A 17,098-nucleotide genomic window follows, 5' to 3' on the forward strand; every position below is an offset into this window, starting at 1 on the left:
GGGCTATGAGGCGCGCCTGCTGCCGCTGCCGCCTTTCCTTTTGCAGGGTGGGGCCGGAGACTGGCCGCAGATCATGGATGGATTGCGCCTGACCGGCTTCTTCCTGGAGCGGTCGGTGCTGACCGAAAGGCGGGCCGATGTGCTGGCCGCGCGCGAAAGACTGGTGGATCGGCTGAAAAGAGCGGTTGCGTAACGCGCGCAGTTTTTGCAAGGGCGGGCGCGCCGTTTCCGCATTCTCCGTTCGCCCGTCGGGCAACGGCGGCCATTTTCTTTCGCGGAACCGTGCCGGCAAAGATTTAGAAAGAGGTTTCCCATGTTGATCGCCCTGTTCCCTGGAGATGGTATCGGCCCCGAGATCGTCGCGCAGGCGAAGCGCGTGCTTGATGCGCTGGCGATCGACGGCCTCACCTATGAAGAGGGTCTGGTCGGCGGTTCAGCCTACAAGGCGGTCGGCCATCCGCTGCCGCCCGAGACGCTGGACATCGCCAAGCGCGCCGATGCCATCCTGTTCGGCGCGGTCGGCGATCCCGATTGCGACTCGCTGGAACGCCATCTGCGCCCGGAACAGGCGATCCTGGGCCTGCGCAAGGAACTGGGCCTGTTCTCGAACCTGCGCCCGGCCAAGGTCTTCCCCGAACTGGCGCATGAAAGCGCGCTGAAGCCCGAAGTGGCCGGCTCGATCGACCTGCTGATCGTACGCGAAACCAATGGCGACGTCTATTTCGGCGAGAAGGGCATGCGCAGCACCGCCGATGGCCTGCGCGAAGGCTATGACATCATGTCCTATAACGAAGCCGAAGTGCGCCGCATCGCCCATGCCGGCTTCCAGGCGGCGCGTGCCCGTCGCGGCAAGCTCTGCTCGGTCGACAAGGCCAATGTGCTGGAAACCAGCCAGTTGTGGCGCGACGTGGTGATCGAGGTGTCGGCCGAATATCCCGACGTCGCCCTGACCCACATGTATGTCGACAATGCCGCGATGCAGCTGGTCCGCAACCCCGGCCAGTTCGACGTGATCGTCACCGGCAACATGTTCGGCGATATCCTGTCGGATCAGGCGAGCATGTGCGTGGGCTCGATCGGCATGCTGGCATCGGCGACGCTCAACGGTAGCGGCCAGGGCCTCTATGAACCGATCCATGGGTCCGCGCCCGACATTGCCGGTCAGGGCAAGGCCAATCCGCTGGCGACCATCCTGTCGGCGGCGATGATGCTGCGTTACTCGCTGAACCTGCCCGAGCCGGCCGACCGGATCGAGGCGGCGGTTGCCAAGGCACTGGCCGACGGCGCCCGCTCGCCGGATCTGGGCGGCACGATGAACACGGTGGAGATGGGCGACGCGGTCCTCGCGGCGCTTTGATCCGACTTCGGTTCGTCGCATTTGCGTGACGCGAACGTAAAGTTTCTTCGTTTCCGGTCGATATGAGCGGTGAATGGGGACGCAAATGCCGACTGAACTGATTGAAGACCATCATGTCCTGCGGGGCATGATGCGGGATTTTGCCAGCATGATGGACGATGACGTCCGCGACATGGCACTTCTGACCCGCTGGCGCATCCGCTTCGCCCAGCTGTTCCGCGACCATATGGGGCGTGAGGACATGCTGGCGCGGGGCTTGCGCCAGGGGCCGCTGGCGATCGAGGCCGAGCCGGTCGTGCATCAGCATGGCCGCACCATGGTGGCGCTGTTCCTGCGCTACAGCGACCATATCAAGCAATGGACCCCGGCCCAGATCATGGCTGACTGGGATGGCTATCGCCGGGGCACCTTGGGGCTGCAGGACATGCTCTACGACCATATGGAGTGGGAAGAGGCGCATCTGCATCCGCTGATCGAGGGCAGGGTGCGAAGGGCCGCCTAGACCTTGATCGCTTCAGGCTGAATCTGCCTGAAGCGTGAATCAAGGTCTAGCATCCAAGAATAGAGCCCGATTCACGCTATCGGTGGAAGCGCGAGGCGCTTCCGCCTCAAACGATCAGGCTCTAGGGGGCCAATTCGCGCATATCGGTCCTGTCGGCTCTTCCACGCGCCAGCTAGGCAGCGGCATGGACGACTTTTCCCTGCCCAGCCTTCGTGCCGCCGCCGCCATGGTTCATGACCAGGTGCCGCCGACCCCGCAATATGCCTGGCCGCTGCTGGCCGGGCGGATCGGCGTTGAAACCTGGGTCAAGCATGAGAACCACACGCCGACCGGCGCTTTCAAGGTGCGCGGCGCCATCACCTATATCGACTGGCTGCGGCGCACCCATCCCGAGGTGACGGGCATCATCACCGCGACCCGCGGCAATCATGGCCAGGCGCAGGTGCGCGCGGCCCGCGCCGCCGGTCTGCAGGCGACGATCGTCGTTCCCCATGGCAATGCGCTGGAGAAGAATGCGGCGATGCGGGCATTCGGCGCGACCTTGATCGAACATGGCCATGATTTCGACAGCGCCAAGGCGGAGGCGGTGCGCCTGGCCGCCGAGCAGGGGCTGTTCATGGTCCCGGCCTATCATGCGCAACTGGTGCGCGGCGTCGCCAGCTATGGGCTGGAACTGTTCGATGCTGTGCCGGACCTCGACACCGTCTATGTTCCCGTCGGTTGCGGATCGGGCCTGTGCGCCACGATTGCGGCAAGGGATGCGCTGGGCCTCAAGACCAAGGTTGTCGGCGTCGTGTCCGCCCATGTCGATGCCGCCAAGCGCTCGTTCGAGGCAGGGCAATTGCTGACCAGTCCGACCGCCTATACCTTTGCCGATGGCGTTGCCGTTTGCACCCCGGTCCAGGCCGCACTCGACTATTTCGGGCCGCGCGCCGACCGTTTCGTCGGCGTCACCGATGAGGAGGTGGCGGACGCCATCCGTATCTACTGGCAGGACACCCATAATCTGGCCGAGGGCGCCGGTGCGGTGGCGCTGGCCGCGCTGATCCAGGAAAAGGAGCAGATGCGCGGCAAGAAGGTTGCGGTTATCCTCTCGGGCGGTAATGGCGACATGAGCCAGATGGCACAGATATTGGGCGGCGAAACGCCGCGCGTCACGACGGATATGCGGAAGGCGATATGAAGCGGAAGAGCGGGCAGAACCCTGAGATCACCAAGAACTGGAAGCCGGCGACGCTGGCCATCCGGGGCGGCACCGCGCGCACCGAATATGGCGAGACGTCTGAGGCGCTGTTCCTGTCCAGCGGCTATTGCTACGATCGGGCCGAAGACGCTGCCGCGCGCTTCGCCGGCGAACAGCAGGGTATGACCTATAGCCGGCTGCAGAACCCGACGGTCGAGATGCTGGAGCAGCGCATCGCCCTGCTGGAAGGCGCCGAAGCCTGCCGCGCGACCGCGACCGGAATGGCGGCGATGACCGCTGCCTTGCTATGCCAGCTGTCGGCCGGAGACCATGTCGTCGCGGCCAAGGCTGCCTTTGGTTCCTGCCGCTGGCTGGTCGACACGCTGCTGCCCAAGTTCGGCATCGCGACGACGACGATCGACGGCAGCGACGTTGCCGCCTGGGAAGCGGCGGCACAGCGCAATACCAAGGTCTTCTTCTTCGAGACGCCGGCCAACCCGACCATGGACGTGGTCGACATCGCCGCCGTCTGCGCGATCGCCAGGGCACGCGGCATCACCACCGTCGTCGACAACGCCTTCGCCTCGCCCGCGCTGCAGCGGCCGATGGAGTTCGGCGCCGATGTCGTCGCCTATAGCGCGACCAAGATGATGGATGGGCAGGGCCGCGTGCTGGCCGGCGCCATCTGTGGCAGCCGCGACTGGATCGACAATGTGCTGCTGCCCTTCCACCGCAACACCGGCCCGACGCTCAGTGCGTTCAACGCCTGGGTGGTGCTGAAGGGGCTGGAGACGCTGGAACTGCGCATCCGCCGCCAGAGCGAGAATGCGCTCAAGGTTGCCCAGTTCCTGGAAACCCGCCTGCCCAAGGTCAATTATCCGGGGCTGGAGAGCCATCCCCAGCATGCGCTGGCGATGCGGCAGATGGACGCGGCCGGGCCGATCTTTTCGCTCTATGTCGGCGGCGGCCGGGCCGAGGCGCATGGCCTGCTCAATGCGCTGGAACTGGTCGACATCAGCAACAATATCGGCGATTCGCGTTCGCTCATGACCCATCCGGCATCGACCACCCATTTCGGCATGGCCGAAGAGGCGCGACTGGAAGTCGGCATCACCGAGGATATGCTGCGCCTGAACGTCGGCCTCGAAGATCCCGACGATGTGATCGCGGACTTCGACCAGGCGCTCAAGACGATAGGGCGTTGACGGAACCGGGCAGGGAGGCGCATGCGGGAGATATGAACGCATTGTTCCCCCTGCACGCGACGACGCGGGACATCATCGTCCATGTCGCCGTGACTTTCCTGCCCGAACAGTCGGAGCCGGACCGGGGGCGCTGGTTCTGGGCCTATCATATCCGGATCGAAAATCAGGGCGAACAGCCGGTGCAACTGCTGAGCCGTCACTGGATCATCACCGATGGGCGGGGCATTCAGCAGGAATTGGAGGGTGAAGGCGTGATCGGGGAACAGCCGGTGGTGCAACCGGGCAAAAGCTATGACTATGTGTCGGGCTGCCCGCTCAACACGGCGACGGGGTCGATGCGCGGCGCCTATACGATGATCGGGTCCGATGGCGAGACGTTCGAGGTGACCATTCCCCATTTCGCGCTGATCGCGCCGGCGGTGGCCGAATGAAGCGGACCCATTTGCCGCTCAACGGCCTGCGCGTGCTGGATGCCGCGGCGCGACACCTGTCCTTCACCCGCGCCGCCGACGAACTGGCGGTGACGCCGGCGGCGGTCGGTCAGCAGATCCGCGCGCTGGAGGACATGCTGGGCGTGGTGCTGTTTCGCCGCACGCCCAAGGGGCTGGAACTGACGCCCGAGACCGAGGCGGGCCTTGAAGCGCTGCGTGCCGGTTTCCTGGAGTTCGAGGAAGCGGTGCGGGCGATGCAGGCGGGCCAGTCCAGTTCGTCGCTGACCATCGCCGCGCCGCGCGACATCACCGCCAAATGGCTGCAGCCGCGCCTGGCCGCCTATGCCGCGAGCCAGCCCGGCCTGACCTTCTCTCTGGTTGCCGCCGACGAGGCGCTGGACTTTACCGAGGCCAATCTGGATCTGGCGCTGCGCCTGACCGATGGCGCGGGCGAGCATGAGGGCATCAAGATCGGCGAAACCGCCTTCGTCACCGTGGAAGCGGCGGCGGGCGGGCCGGAGCAGCGGATCGAATGGCCCGGCTGCCCCTCGGGCGACCTGCCTGCCGCGATCCGGGTGGCGGATGCTGGGCTGGCGATCGAGGCAGCGGCGAACGGCTTTGGCCGGGCGAGCGTGCCGCTGCTGCTGGCGCAGGCGGATATCGAGAATAGACGGGTGCGCAAGGTGGGCGATGCCCTGCCGACGATGCTCAGCTACTGGCTGATCGCCCCGCTGCCGCAATGGCGCCAGAAGAAGGTCAAGGCGCTGGTCGAGGCGCTCACGGCCTGATCCGGCGGGGCCGGGAAAATAGGATTTCGCTCGCTTAACTTCGCATATTTCCCGCACATTTCGACATTAAATGTCCAACTGGTGATGGATTGTTGCGAGCGCCGTCCATGTCCCATCGGGCATGTATAGAGGATCGGCGGCGTGTAGGACAGGCACCGGACCGGGCGATCAGTCGGCGAGCAGGTTGAGCGCGCGCGTCATCAGCATGACGAAGCGACCTTCGTCGACGCGGGCGACCGGATCGTTCCAGGCGCCGCTGACCGCGTAATATTGGCCGTCCTGCGCCTGCACCAGGAAGTTCATGGCAATGACGCCGGGTTCGCTGCCGCCCTTATAGCCGAAATAGCGCCAGCGTTTCGCGTTGGCGGGGGCGATGCCCGGATTGACCGCCATGATCGACAGGGCGTCGCCACCGTTGCGGCGCAGCCAGTCGAGCTGGGCGATTTCCTCCTGCGGGCTGGCGAACCATTCGAGCGTGTCGATCGCCACCGGATTTTCCGACACGGTGCCGACATCGACATGAGCGGCGGTCAGCCGGGTGGCGGCATCCCGCAGCAGGGCGCGGCGATCGGCGATGGTCCCGGCCTCATAGCGGCGGCGCAATTCGGCATTGGCCGGCATCTTGAGGGCAAAGGCCTCGGCCGTGGTCAGCATCGGCAGGCTGCGGGGATCGGCGATACCGAAACGCTGGCGCATGGCGTCGACCTTATCGCGGCCCAGGCCCAGCAGCAACGTGTCCGACGCGCTATTGTCACTTTCGGCGATCATCGCGGTCGCCAGGCTGTGCAGCGTCATCGGCGCGCGATCGGGCCATGCCATCAGCCGGCCGGAAAAGCTTTTCGGACCGAGCGGCATGACATCGCTCCAGCGCCGCTCGCCGGCCTGCACCGCACGCGCCAGTTCGGCCAGCACAGTCAGCTTGAAGGAGGAGCCGGTCGCCATCGGCTGGTCGGGATGGTGCGACTGGAGCAGCACGGGGCCGGCATCGGTCAGCCGGGCGATGGCGAAGCTGCTGCGACCCGGCAGGGCGGCGATGTCGCGCAGCACTGCGGCCATGCTGTCATCGGCCTGGCGGCTGCCGATGATGCGCAGGCCGACGACGCGGTTGGGCGGATCGGGGGCGATCACCAGCGTGATGGCGACGATCGCCCGTTCGTAGCGGACCTCCATCTGCCCGGCGGTTGCGCTCTGCTGGGTGAGCGCGCCAAGCGCGACCGGCCGGCCATGTTGGCGGCGCAGGTCGGCGGCGAGCGCGCGCCAGCGGTCGACCGGGATGGCGTCGATGAAGACGGGGGAGAAGAAGTCCGATTCGTTGCCGGGGCCGGCGAGGATGGTCACCAGTTGCGCGGCGCGCGCGCGAAAGGCGGGGGCGGGATCAGCCATGGCGCGACCCGGCAGCAGCGCCATCCCGATGAGGACAAGCGCGGCCGCCAGCAGTCTCATGCGTCAATCGCTTCCTCATCGACCGCTGCCGCATTTTCCTGAATGAAGGCGAAGCGATGGGCCGGGTTGGTGCCCATCAGCCGTTCGACCAGATCGCGCACCTGCTGGCGATCCTCGATATCGTCGGGCAGGGTGATGCGGATGAGGCTGCGGGTCTTGGGATCCATGGTGGTTTCGCGCAGCTGCATCGGGTTCATTTCGCCCAGCCCCTTGAAGCGGCTGATCTCGACCTTCTTCCCCTTGAATTCCTTGGCTAGCATCGCCTCGCGCTGGGCATCGTCCATCGCATAGAGGCTCTTGCCGCCGGCGGTCAGGCGATAGAGCGGCGGCTGGGCCAGATAGAGATGGCCGCGCCGCACCAGCTCGGGCATTTCCTGGAAGAAGAAGGTCATCAGCAGGGTGGCGATATGGGCGCCGTCGACATCGGCGTCGGTCATGATGACGATGCGTTCGTAGCGCAGATTGTCCGGGTTGCAATCCTTGCGCGTGCCGCAGCCCAGCGCCAGGATCATGTCGGCAATTTCCTGGTTTGCCAATATCTTGGCAGTGTTTGCTGAGGCGACGTTGAGGATCTTGCCACGCAACGGGAGGATCGCCTGCGTCTTGCGGTCGCGCGCCTGCTTGGCCGATCCGCCAGCCGAGTCGCCTTCAACCAGAAAGATTTCAGCACCTTCCGGGTCATCGTTCGAACAATCTGTGAGCTTGCCGGGCAGGCGCAGCTTGCGCGCGCTGGTGGCGGTCTTGCGCTTGACCTCCTTTTCCTGCTTGCGCTTCAGGCGCTCGTCCATGCGGTCGATGACATAGGCGAGCAGCGCCTTGCCCCGGTCCATATGGTCGGTCAGGAAATGGTCGAAATGGTCGCGCACGGCATTTTCGACCAGGCGCGCGGCGTCGGGACTGGTGAGCCGATCCTTGGTCTGGCTCTGGAACTGGGGATCGCGGATGAAGACCGACAGCATGATTTCCGATGACGTCATGATGTCATCGGCGGTGATGTCCTTCGCCTTCCTCTGCCCCACCAGTTCGCCAAAGGCGCGGATGCCTTTCACCAGTGCGGCGCGCAGGCCGTTTTCATGGGTGCCGCCATCGGGGGTCGGGATGGTGTTGCAATACCAGCTATAGCTGCCGTCGGACCAGAGCGGCCAGGCGACAGCCCATTCGACCCGGCCGGCCTCGCCCGGAAAATCCTGATTGCCCGAAAAGAACTGCGTGGTGGCGCATTCGCGGTCGCCCAGTTGCTCCTTCAGATGGTCGGCCAGGCCGCCGGGGAACTGGAACACCGCTTCGGGCGGGGTGTCATCGCCGATCAGTTCGGGCGCGCATTTCCAGCGTATCTCGACCCCGGCGAACAGATAGGCCTTGGACCGGGCGAGGCGATAGAGCTTGGCCGGCTTGAACTTCTGCTCGCCGAAAATCTCGCTGTCGGGAATGAAGCTGACCGCGGTGCCGCGCCGGTTGGGGGCGGCGCCGACCTTTTCCAGGCCGCTGGTGGGCAGGCCCTGGCTGAAGCTCTGGCGGAACAGTTCCTTGTTGCGTGCGACCTCGACCACCGTCTTGATCGACAGGGCGTTGACGACGCTGATGCCCACGCCATGCAGGCCGCCCGAGGTTGCATAGGCCTTGCCCTCGAACTTGCCGCCCGAATGGAGCGTGGTGAGGATGACTTCCAGCGCCGACTTGCCGGGGAATTTCGGGTGGTCGTCCACCGGAATGCCGCGACCATTGTCGGTGATGGTCAGCTTGTTGCCCGGTTCCAGGCTGATCTCGATCCGCGTGGCATGACCGGCCACCGCTTCGTCCATGCTGTTGTCGAGCACTTCGGAGGCGAGATGGTGGAAGGCGCGCTCGTCGATGCCGCCAATATACATGCCCGGACGGCGCCGGACCGGCTCCAGCCCTTCGAGCACTTCGATGGTGGAGGCGTCATAGCCCGGCGAGGTGGTGGACTGGGCGGAGGCGAACAGGTCTTCGGACATTCCGCCAAGCTATAGGCAGCCGGGCGTCGGGTGCAAGCGCTGCGCGCACGCGATCGTCAGCAATCAATTGTTACAAGCCGTGGTGCAACAAACCGGCCGTCCGGTCCGTTGCCTCCATCAGGGTATATTCCCAAGGTCAGGCTGGAGAAATTCATGACATTCAAGCATTTTGCGCCGATCGGCGCCACGCTGGCGCTCGCCCTGGTGACGCCGGCAATGGCGCAGCAGGATAGCGGCAAGGTCGATTGGACCGGCCCCTATGTCGGCGGTTCCTTCGGCTATAACTGGTCGAAGGGTGATGGTGGCGAACATCTGCGCTTCGACACGGACGGGGACGGCAATTATGATAATGTCGTCACCACGGCGGCCGGGGCCAATGCCTTTTCGCCCGGCACCTGCGGCGGTTCGGCACGGGGCGCGACGCCGGCCAGCGGCTGCAATGGCGACAAGGATGCGATCGGCTGGATGGGCCATGTCGGCTATGACCGGCAGTTCGGCAATATCGTCGCGGGCATCGTCGGCGAAGCGGGCAAGGCCTATGTCAGCGACAGCGTGACCGAATATTCGACCACGCCGGCCAGCTATACCATGACCCGGCGGATCGGCTGGAACGCCAATCTGCGCGCGCGGCTGGGCTATACCACCGATGGCGGCGTCATGCCCTACATCACCGGCGGCCTGGCCTATGCCAAGGTGAAGAATCATTTCGACACCAGCAACACCGCCAACAGCTTCACCGAATATGACCGCAAGGAAGATGCCTGGGGCTACACCATGGGCGGCGGTGTCGAGGCCAAGGTTGCGCAGAATTTCTCGATCGGCGCCCGCTATCTTTGGACCCGTTACAATACCGGCGACTATCGCGTCGATGTGGGGCAGGGCAGCGCGCCCGCGACCAACCCCTTCATCATCACGCCATCCGGCGGCACCAGCATCAACCGTGGCGACAAGTTCGACAATCAGAGCCTGATGGCGACCGCCAGCTTCCGCTTCTGATCCGCCGCAATGAAGGGGCCGGGGCGATGCTCCGGCCCTTTCCTCTTGTGATCTTTACCTGATCCCGCGCCCGACATAGCTTCCCGCCGACAGGATATGGCGGGAGGTCGAGAATATGGCGGCAGGTTTCAACCCCGATGCGGCGACCGCCGCCTATCTGGCGACGCTGTCGCCGGCCCAGCATGAACGGGCGATGGCCTATACCCAGGGCGGGCATTGGCTGCTGCTTTGGGGCATGCTGGTGACACTGGTCGCCATGGCGCTGATCTGGCGCAGCGGCCTGCTGGTGCGGCTGGGGCGGCGGGTGCATGTGCGGCGCCCCAATCTGGCGGTGTTCCTGTCCGCCTTGCTCTTCTTCCTGCTCGACTGGCTGATCGAACTGCCCTGGTCCATCTATGTCAATTGGGGACGCGAGCGCAGCTATGGGCTGACCAGCCAGGGTTTTGGCGGCTGGCTGGGCGAGGATATATTGTCGAGTGCGATCAGCATCCCGTTGGTGGCGCTGCTGGCGGTCGCCATCTATGCGCTGATGCGCCGCACGCCGCGCTGGTGGTGGGCCTGGTCGGGGCTGGTGGTCGTGCTGGGCATCATCCTGATGGTGGTGATCGCGCCGGTCGCGATCGAGCCGCTGTTCAATAACTATACGCCAGCGCCCGCCGGGCCGACCCGCGATGCGGTGGTCGAACTGGCCCATCGTGCCGGCGTGCCGGGCGACAAAATCTATATTTATGACGGGTCGAAGCAGTCCGAACGCTATACCGCCAATGTCTCCGGCCTGTTCGGCACGGCGCGAGTGGCGATGAGCGACACCATGTTCAAGCGCGGCGCCGACCTGGCCGAGGTGCGCGGCGTGGTGGGCCATGAAATGGGCCATTATGCCGAACATCATGTGCTGTGGCTGGCCGGCGGCATGAGCCTGCTGGCGATGCTGCTCTTCTTCCTGGTCGACCGGCTCTATCCGGTGGCGGCGCGCTGGTTCGGCGCGGGCAGCGCGATCAGCGATCCGGCGCATATGCCAGTCGCCTGGGCGGTGGCGGCGGTGGTCGGGATATTCCTGGTGCCGCTGATGAACAGCATCAGCCGCTATGACGAGAATGCCGCCGACCGTTTCTCGCTCAAGGTCGCGCATGAGCCCGATGGCCTTGCCAAGGCGCTGGTCAAGACGATCGAATATCGCGCCTCATCGCCCTCGCGGCTGGAGGAAATCCTGTTCTACGACCATCCCAGCGTCGAACGGCGCATCCATGCCGCGATGGTCTGGAAGGCGGAAAATCCGCAACTGGTCGGTAAATAGGGGCAAAAGAAAAGGCCGCCCGGTGGGGCGGCCTTCCTTGTCTCGTTTCGCTCAGCGGACCCGCGGGCCGCCGAAGGGCAGCGGCGGGGGCGGGCGGCGCGTGCCGCGCGGCAGCTGTGCCTGATAGGCGCGGCCGCAATGTTCGACGCAATAGGGGAAGCCGGGGTTCACCGCTTCGCCGCAGAAATGGAAGTCCGGCTCGCCCGGATGGCCCATCGGCCACTTGCAGATCCGCTCGGTCAGGTCGAGCAGGCTCGTCTTGCCGGCAATTTCGGCGCTCGGCTTGGCGGGCACCAGACGGCGCGGCGGTGCCGGCGGGATCGGGGCCTGCTGGTCACCGGGGCCCTGGCGCAGGAAGCCGCCGGGGCCGACCGACACGATGCGCGGCTGCAGCGCGGCAGGCGCGTCGCTGGGGGCAGCGGCGGCAGCCGGTGCGGCAGGCGCAGCCGGTGCAGCGACCGGGGCCGGACGCGGCGGCGGCGGCGGGGCGGCCACGGGCGCGGCGGCGCGGGGCGCTTCGGCTTCCGGGGCAGGGGCTGCCGGCTTGCGGGCGGGCGCGGCCTTCTTGGGCGCCTCGTTGGCCTTCACCGGGGACGGGCGCGACTGCAGGCCAAGGCGATGCGCCTTGCCGATCACCGCGTTACGGCTGACGCCGCCCAGTTCGTCCGCGATCTGGCTCGCGGTCAGGCCCTTTTCCCACATCGCCTTGAGCTGGTCGATACGTTCGTCGGTCCAGGACAATGAAAACTCCTCACAATCTGTGCTATGCGCCCTATATGGGGCATGCAGGCGCGACTTCCAACCGCGCAGAACGCCCTTGCGGCATAACGGACCAGCCGATAGTCGATCCCATCATGAACGACCAGCCCAAAATTGCAGCCGCCCATCCCGCACCCGTTCCCTTCCATGAACCGGGGGAGTTGGTGATCCGCAACGTCAATTGGGCCGGCATGCGCGCGCTCTACCGCAAGGAGGTGCGGCGCTTCATGAAGGTGCAGCTCCAGACGATCTGGGCGCCGGCTGTCACCACGCTGATGTTCCTGGTGATTTTTACCATCGCGCTGGGCGGGGCGAACCGCCAGGTGCTGGGCGTGCCCTTTGCCGATTTCATCGCGCCCGGCCTGATGATGATGGGCATGATGAACAATGCCTTTGCCAACAGTAGCTTCTCGCTGCTGGCGGGCAAGATGCAGGGGACGCTGATCGACTATCTGATGCCGCCGCTGTCGGTGGGCGAATTGCTGCTGGCGTTGGTCGGCGCGGCGGTGACGCGTGCGGTGGCGGTCGGTCTGGCGCTGTGGGGGGCGATGGCGCTGTGGCCCGGCGTGCATGTGACGCCGACGCATCTGTGGGCGGTGATCTGGTTCGGCCTGATGGGCGCCAGTCTGACCGCCTTCATCGGCGTGATGACGTCGATCTGGGCGGAAAAATTCGATCATGCCGCCGCCATCACCAATTTCGTGATCGGACCGATGACGCTGTTGTCGGGCACCTTCTATTCGATCGACCGCCTGTCGCCGCTCTTCCGGGCGATCAGCCACGCCAACCCCTTCTTCTACGCCATTTCCGGTTTCCGCTATGGCTTCGTCGCGGCGGCGGATGGCAATGTGCTGGTCGGCAGCGTGGTGCTGCTGGCGCTCAATGCCGGGCTGGCGGTGCTCTGCTATGTGCTGCTGCGCAAGGGCTGGAAGCTCAAGGCCTGACGGCGTCAGGTGAGGGCGGCAAAGATCGGCACGGCCAGCATTGCGCCCAGGATCAGCATGGCCGCCAGCAGCCAGTGGCGCAGTCGGGGGAGGGCGCTGACGCCCTCCTCTTCCCATGGCCACATCAGGCGGCGCTGCCCTTTCCACCCACGCGGGTGACGGTGAAGCCGGCGGCTTCCGCTTCCGCGACCGGATAGATGTTGCGCAGGTCGACCAGCACCGGTGCGCTCATCGAACTGGCCAGGCGCTTGAGATCCAGCGCGCGGAAGGCGTCCCATTCGGTCACCAGCACCAGCGCGTCGGCGCCGGAAGCGGCCTCATAGGCCGAACCGACCATGGTGACGCCGGGCATCATGGGCGCGGCGACGTCCATGCCCTCGGGATCATAGGCGACGACCTTCGCGCCGGCATCCTCCAACGCCTGCACGATCGCCAGGCTGGGCGCGTCGCGCATGTCGTCGGTGTTGGGCTTGAAGGTGACGCCCAGCAAGGCGACGGTCTTGCCGCGCGCTTCGCCGCCCAGCGCCTTCACGATCTTGCGGCCCATGGCGCGCTTGCGCAGGTCGTTTACCTGCACCACGGTTTCGACGATGCGGATCGGCGCGTCATAATCCTGCCCGGTCTTGACCAGGGCCAGCGTATCCTTGGGGAAGCAGGAGCCGCCATAGCCCGGACCGGCATGAAGGAACTTGCTGCCGATCCGCTTGTCGAGGCCGATGCCGCGCGACACGTCCTGCACTTCGGCGCCGACCGCCTCGCACAGGTCCGCCATCTCGTTGATGAAGGTGATCTTGGTCGCCAGGAAGGCGTTGGCGGCATATTTGATCAGTTCGGCCGTGCGACGGCCGGTGAACATCAGCGGCGCCTGGTTCAGGTTCAGCGGGCGATAGACCTGGCTCATCACCGAAATGGCGCGTTCCGATCCGGTGGTGCCCACGACGACGCGGTCGGGGCGCTTGAAGTCGCCGATGGCGGCGCCTTCGCGCAGGAATTCGGGGTTCGACACGACCTGGATGTCGAGGTCCGGGCGCAGTTCGCGCGCGATCCGCTCGACCTCGTCGCCGGTGCCGACCGGCACGGTCGACTTGGTGACGATGACCGCCGGGCCATCGAGGGATTCGACGATCTCCTTGGCGGCGGCATAGACATAGCTGAGGTCGGCATGGCCATCGCCGCGCCGCGAGGGCGTGCCGACGGCGATGAAGATGGCGTCGGCGCCCTTCACGCCTTCGGGCAGGTCGGTGGTGAAGGTCAGGCGACCGGCGGCGGCGTTGGTGCCGACCAGCTGGTCGAGGCCGGGTTCGTAGATCGGCATCGTGCCGGCCTCGATCGCGGCGATCTTGCCCGCATCCTTGTCGACGCAGACGACATCATGGCCGAAATCCGCAAAGCAGGCCCCGGAGACGAGGCCGACATAGCCGGTGCCGATCATGGTGATTTTCATGAGTTGGTGGAACTCCAAACGGGAAGTGATTGGTTTGAGGCTCTAGCATAGTCATAACGCAATACAATTCGCGCCTTTGCGTAATTACCATGCTACCGTTTAGCGGCTGGTTACCCTTTTTTGCCAGGGAAGGCGCATCCGAACGAAAGGGCACAGAGTGAAAGTAGCGCTGGTATTTGGGACACGGCCGGAAGCGATCAAGCTGTTTCCGGTGATCCACGCGCTCAAGGCGCGTGCCGATATCGACACCCGCGTGATCGTGACGGCGCAGCATCGCGGCCTGCTGGACCAGGTGCTGCAGATTGCCGGCATCGTGCCCGACATCGATCTGGACGTCATGACGCCCAACCAGACGCTGGACGGGCTGACCGCCAAGCTGATCGTCGCGCTGGGCGAGGCGTTCGACGCGGAAAAGCCCGACCGGGTGGTGGTGCATGGTGATACGCTGACGACGATGGTCGCGAGCCTGGCGGCCTATTATCGCAAGATCCCGGTCGCCCATGTCGAGGCTGGCCTGCGCAGTGGCGACATCCATCATCCCTGGCCCGAGGAGGTCAATCGCCGCGTCGTGGCGTGCATTGCCGACATGAATTTCGCGCCGACCCAGGCGGCGGCCGACGCACTGCTGCGGGAAAATCGCGATGCGGCCGGCATTCATGTCACGGGGAATACCGTGATCGACGCGCTGCTGGCGACGGTCGATCGGGTCCATGACGAACCGGCGCTGGCCAGCGGCCTTGATGATCTGGCGGCGCGTTTCGCGGGCAAGCGGATCGTTGCCGTCACCAGCCACCGGCGCGAGAATTTCGGCGGCGGGATGGAGGCGATCGCCCGTTCCATCGCGGACATTGCCGCGCGGCCGGATGTCGCGGTGATCTTCCCCGTCCATCCCAATCCCAATGTCCGTCCGGTCATGGATGCGGTGCTGGGCGACCTGCCCAATGTCGCGATGATCGAACCGCTCGACTATCCGCATTTCGTCCGTCTGCTTGATCTGTGCCATCTGGTGCTGACCGACAGCGGCGGCGTGCAGGAAGAGGCGCCTTCGCTCGGCAAGCCGGTACTGGTGATGCGCGAGACGACCGAGCGGCCCGAGGGGGTGCAGGCGGGCACGGCAAAGCTGGTCGGCGCGGACCGGGAACGGATCGTACGCGAGGTGCTGGCGCTGCTCGACGATGATGCCGCCTATCAGGCGATGGCCCGTGCCCATAACCCGTTCGGCGACGGCAAGGCGGCCGAGCGGATTGCCGATATCATTGCAGGAACGGCCGGCGCGGCGCATCTTGCCGCCTGACATTACCCAAATCTTCAACATTTCCGGGCAATGTCGCTCCGAATTTTGGTGAATGAAGGATTATCTCCCCCATGCCCGTCGACAGCAAGCAGAAGGTTTCCGTCATTGGCCTGGGCTATATCGGCCTGCCGACTGCGGCGCTGATCGCGCGCGGCGGGGCGCAGGTCGTCGGTGTCGATGTCAGCGCCCATGTGGTCGAGACGGTCAATTCGGGCCGGGTCCATATTGAGGAAGTCGATCTGGACGGCCTGGTGCAGGGCGTGGTGGCACGCGGTAATCTGCGCGCATCGCTTAGCGTCGAGGCCAGCGACGTCTTCATCATCGCCGTGCCGACCCCGGTGGCCGAGGACCGCGCGCCCGACATCTCCTATGTGCTGCAGGCGGCGCGGACCGTCGCACCGGTGCTGAAGAACGGCGATACGGTGATCCTGGAATCCACCTCGCCGGTCGGCACGACCGAGGCGATGCGCGACCTGATCGCCGAACTGCGCCCCGACCTCAGGATGCCGGCGCCCGGCGTCGCGGGCGACATCGCCATCGCCTATTGCCCCGAGCGGGTGCTGCCCGGCCGTATTTTGGTCGAGCTGATCGACAATGATCGCTGCATCGGCGGCATCACGCCGCGTTGCGCGCGCAAGGCGCTGGGCTTCTATCGCCAGTTCGTGCGCGGCGCCTGCATCACCACCACGGCGCGCGCGGCCGAGATGGTGAAGCTGGTGGAAAACAGCTTCCGCGACGTCAACATCGCCTTCGCCAATGAATTGTCGGTGATCGCCGACCGCATGGACATCGACGTGTGGGAAGTGATCCGCCTGGCCAACCGTCATCCGCGCGTCAACATCCTCCAGCCGGGGCCGGGCGTCGGTGGCCATTGCATCGCCGTCGATCCCTGGTTCATCGTCCATGGCGACCCGGAAAATGCCCGCATCATCCGCACCGCGCGCGAGGTGAATGACGGCAAGACCGATTATGTCGTGGCCAAATCGTCGGACATGATCGACGCCTTTGCCGCCGAGGATGTCGCCTGCCTCGGCCTCGCCTTCAAGCCGAACATCGACGATTTCCGCGAAAGCCCGGCGGTCAAGGTCGCCAGCCGGCTCGCCCGCCGCTACGGCAAGCGGGTCAAGCTGGTCGAACCCTATGCGCAGGATCTGCCGATGGAGTTCGCCGGCACCGGCGCCGAACTGATCGATCTCGATACGGCTCTGGAACAATGCGGCGTGTTCATCATTCTTGTCGATCATGACATGTTCAAATCCGTTCCCGTCGACGAACGTGCCGGCAAGGCCGTCTATGACACGCGCGGCATCTGGCCCGACCAGCCGCGTCGTCAGCCCGCGCCGGCCGCGCAGCGCATCGCGGTCTGATCGTCGGCCGGGCGGTTCGTCCTGCCCCCCGCACGGTTGCCATGACGGTGCCGCGTCGCTAACCCCCGAGCCGAGCGGCCCTTTTGCGGGCCGCACCCGGTTCGCAATGGGGTGT

The 17,098-nt window shown here is 65.5% G+C and carries 15 protein-coding genes and 1 pseudogene; 12 read left to right on the forward strand and 4 right to left on the reverse strand.

Annotation, left to right across the window (positions count from 1 at the left end; translation table 11 throughout):
* The 7 genes and pseudogenes from CG471_RS13845 to CG471_RS13875 form a co-directional block, all read left to right on the forward strand.
* Positions 1-193: pseudogene (locus tag CG471_RS13845) on the forward strand (DNA repair protein RecO); the annotation flags it as partial.
* Positions 194-313: 120 nt separating this feature from the next.
* A complete protein-coding gene (leuB, locus tag CG471_RS13850; RefSeq protein WP_099232209.1) occupies positions 314-1,357 on the forward strand; it encodes a 3-isopropylmalate dehydrogenase in 1,044 nt (347 codons plus the stop codon).
* Positions 1,358-1,442: 85 nt separating this feature from the next.
* On the forward strand, positions 1,443-1,859 hold the full coding sequence (locus CG471_RS13855) for a hypothetical protein (protein ID WP_099232210.1): 417 nt from the start codon (positions 1,443-1,445) through the stop codon (positions 1,857-1,859).
* Between the two features lie 184 nt (positions 1,860-2,043).
* On the forward strand, positions 2,044-3,042 hold the full coding sequence (locus tag CG471_RS13860) for a threonine dehydratase (protein ID WP_037519622.1): 999 nt from the start codon (positions 2,044-2,046) through the stop codon (positions 3,040-3,042).
* Positions 3,039-4,247 (forward strand): PLP-dependent aspartate aminotransferase family protein, encoded by a 1,209-nt coding sequence (locus tag CG471_RS13865; protein WP_099232211.1) that lies wholly within the window; start codon positions 3,039-3,041, stop codon positions 4,245-4,247. The genes CG471_RS13860 and CG471_RS13865 overlap by 4 nt, the downstream gene beginning before the upstream one ends.
* A gap of 32 nt (positions 4,248-4,279) precedes the next feature.
* Positions 4,280-4,678: a Co2+/Mg2+ efflux protein ApaG gene (apaG, locus tag CG471_RS13870; RefSeq protein ID WP_004207375.1), complete on the forward strand. Its 399-nt coding sequence runs from the start codon at positions 4,280-4,282 to the stop codon at positions 4,676-4,678.
* Positions 4,675-5,466, forward strand: a complete 792-nt coding sequence (locus tag CG471_RS13875) for a LysR family transcriptional regulator (protein WP_099232212.1) — start codon at positions 4,675-4,677, stop codon at positions 5,464-5,466. The genes apaG and CG471_RS13875 overlap by 4 nt, the downstream gene beginning before the upstream one ends.
* A 168-nt stretch (positions 5,467-5,634) precedes the next feature.
* Here the strand turns inward: CG471_RS13875 and CG471_RS13880 are convergent, their stop codons facing one another.
* The gene (locus tag CG471_RS13880) at positions 5,635-6,909 is read right to left on the reverse strand and encodes a serine hydrolase (protein ID WP_099232213.1); all 1,275 of its coding nucleotides are present in this window, start codon (positions 6,907-6,909) and stop codon (positions 5,635-5,637) included.
* On the reverse strand, positions 6,906-8,885 hold the full coding sequence (parE, locus tag CG471_RS13885; RefSeq protein WP_099232214.1) for a DNA topoisomerase IV subunit B: 1,980 nt from the start codon (positions 8,883-8,885) through the stop codon (positions 6,906-6,908). Before parE ends, CG471_RS13880 begins: the two co-directional genes overlap by 4 nt.
* A gap of 153 nt (positions 8,886-9,038) precedes the next feature.
* On the opposite strand from parE, the gene CG471_RS13890 reads away from it, so the two are divergent.
* Positions 9,039-9,881: an outer membrane protein gene (locus CG471_RS13890; RefSeq protein WP_099232215.1), complete on the forward strand. Its 843-nt coding sequence runs from the start codon at positions 9,039-9,041 to the stop codon at positions 9,879-9,881.
* Positions 9,882-9,996: 115 nt separating this feature from the next.
* A complete protein-coding gene (locus CG471_RS13895) occupies positions 9,997-11,175 on the forward strand; it encodes a M48 family metalloprotease (RefSeq protein ID WP_099232216.1) in 1,179 nt (392 codons plus the stop codon).
* 51 nt (positions 11,176-11,226) lie between these two features.
* Here the strand turns inward: CG471_RS13895 and CG471_RS13900 are convergent, their stop codons facing one another.
* Complete coding sequence (locus CG471_RS13900) at positions 11,227-11,916, reverse strand: GcrA family cell cycle regulator (RefSeq protein WP_099232217.1); 690 nt, start codon at positions 11,914-11,916, stop codon at positions 11,227-11,229.
* Between the two features lie 113 nt (positions 11,917-12,029).
* Between CG471_RS13900 and CG471_RS13905 the strand changes: the two genes are divergently transcribed.
* Entirely contained in the window at positions 12,030-12,878 is an 849-nt protein-coding gene (locus tag CG471_RS13905; RefSeq protein WP_010337736.1) for an ABC transporter permease, read from the forward strand.
* A 124-nt stretch (positions 12,879-13,002) separates the two neighbouring features.
* Here CG471_RS13905 and CG471_RS13910 read toward each other — a convergent pair whose 3' ends face one another.
* A complete protein-coding gene (locus tag CG471_RS13910) occupies positions 13,003-14,322 on the reverse strand; it encodes a UDP-glucose/GDP-mannose dehydrogenase family protein (RefSeq protein WP_099232218.1) in 1,320 nt (439 codons plus the stop codon).
* Positions 14,323-14,479: 157 nt separating this feature from the next.
* Here CG471_RS13910 and wecB point away from each other — a divergent pair, with 157 nt between their 5' ends.
* Positions 14,480-15,616, forward strand: coding sequence for a non-hydrolyzing UDP-N-acetylglucosamine 2-epimerase (gene wecB / locus CG471_RS13915; RefSeq protein WP_099232219.1), 1,137 nt, complete (start codon positions 14,480-14,482; stop codon positions 15,614-15,616).
* A 71-nt stretch (positions 15,617-15,687) separates the two neighbouring features.
* Complete coding sequence (gene wecC, locus CG471_RS13920) at positions 15,688-16,983, forward strand: UDP-N-acetyl-D-mannosamine dehydrogenase (RefSeq protein WP_099232220.1); 1,296 nt, start codon at positions 15,688-15,690, stop codon at positions 16,981-16,983.
* Positions 16,984-17,098: the final 115 nt, after the last annotated feature.

It is taken from the genome of Sphingobium sp. IP1, from assembly GCF_002708645.1.
GTDB lineage: Bacteria > Pseudomonadota > Alphaproteobacteria > Sphingomonadales > Sphingomonadaceae > Sphingobium > Sphingobium yanoikuyae.

Bases quoted from the DNA above. Each gene is read 5' to 3' on its own strand.
- CG471_RS13865 (WP_099232211.1), top strand. From the start codon at position 3,039: ATGAAGCGGAAGAGCGGGCAGAACCCTGAGATCACCAAGAACTGGAAG.
- parE (WP_099232214.1), bottom strand. From the start codon at position 8,885: ATGTCCGAAGACCTGTTCGCCTCCGCCCAGTCCACCACCTCGCCGGGC.
- CG471_RS13860 (WP_037519622.1), top strand. From the start codon at position 2,044: ATGGACGACTTTTCCCTGCCCAGCCTTCGTGCCGCCGCCGCCATGGTT.
- CG471_RS13910 (WP_099232218.1), bottom strand. From the start codon at position 14,322: ATGAAAATCACCATGATCGGCACCGGCTATGTCGGCCTCGTCTCCGGG.
- CG471_RS13875 (WP_099232212.1), top strand. From the start codon at position 4,675: ATGAAGCGGACCCATTTGCCGCTCAACGGCCTGCGCGTGCTGGATGCC.
- leuB (WP_099232209.1), top strand. From the start codon at position 314: ATGTTGATCGCCCTGTTCCCTGGAGATGGTATCGGCCCCGAGATCGTC.
- CG471_RS13890 (WP_099232215.1), top strand. From the start codon at position 9,039: ATGACATTCAAGCATTTTGCGCCGATCGGCGCCACGCTGGCGCTCGCC.
- CG471_RS13855 (WP_099232210.1), top strand. From the start codon at position 1,443: ATGCCGACTGAACTGATTGAAGACCATCATGTCCTGCGGGGCATGATG.
- apaG (WP_004207375.1), top strand. From the start codon at position 4,280: ATGAACGCATTGTTCCCCCTGCACGCGACGACGCGGGACATCATCGTC.
- CG471_RS13905 (WP_010337736.1), top strand. From the start codon at position 12,030: ATGAACGACCAGCCCAAAATTGCAGCCGCCCATCCCGCACCCGTTCCC.
- CG471_RS13880 (WP_099232213.1), bottom strand. From the start codon at position 6,909: ATGAGACTGCTGGCGGCCGCGCTTGTCCTCATCGGGATGGCGCTGCTG.
- wecC (WP_099232220.1), top strand. From the start codon at position 15,688: ATGCCCGTCGACAGCAAGCAGAAGGTTTCCGTCATTGGCCTGGGCTAT.
- CG471_RS13895 (WP_099232216.1), top strand. From the start codon at position 9,997: ATGGCGGCAGGTTTCAACCCCGATGCGGCGACCGCCGCCTATCTGGCG.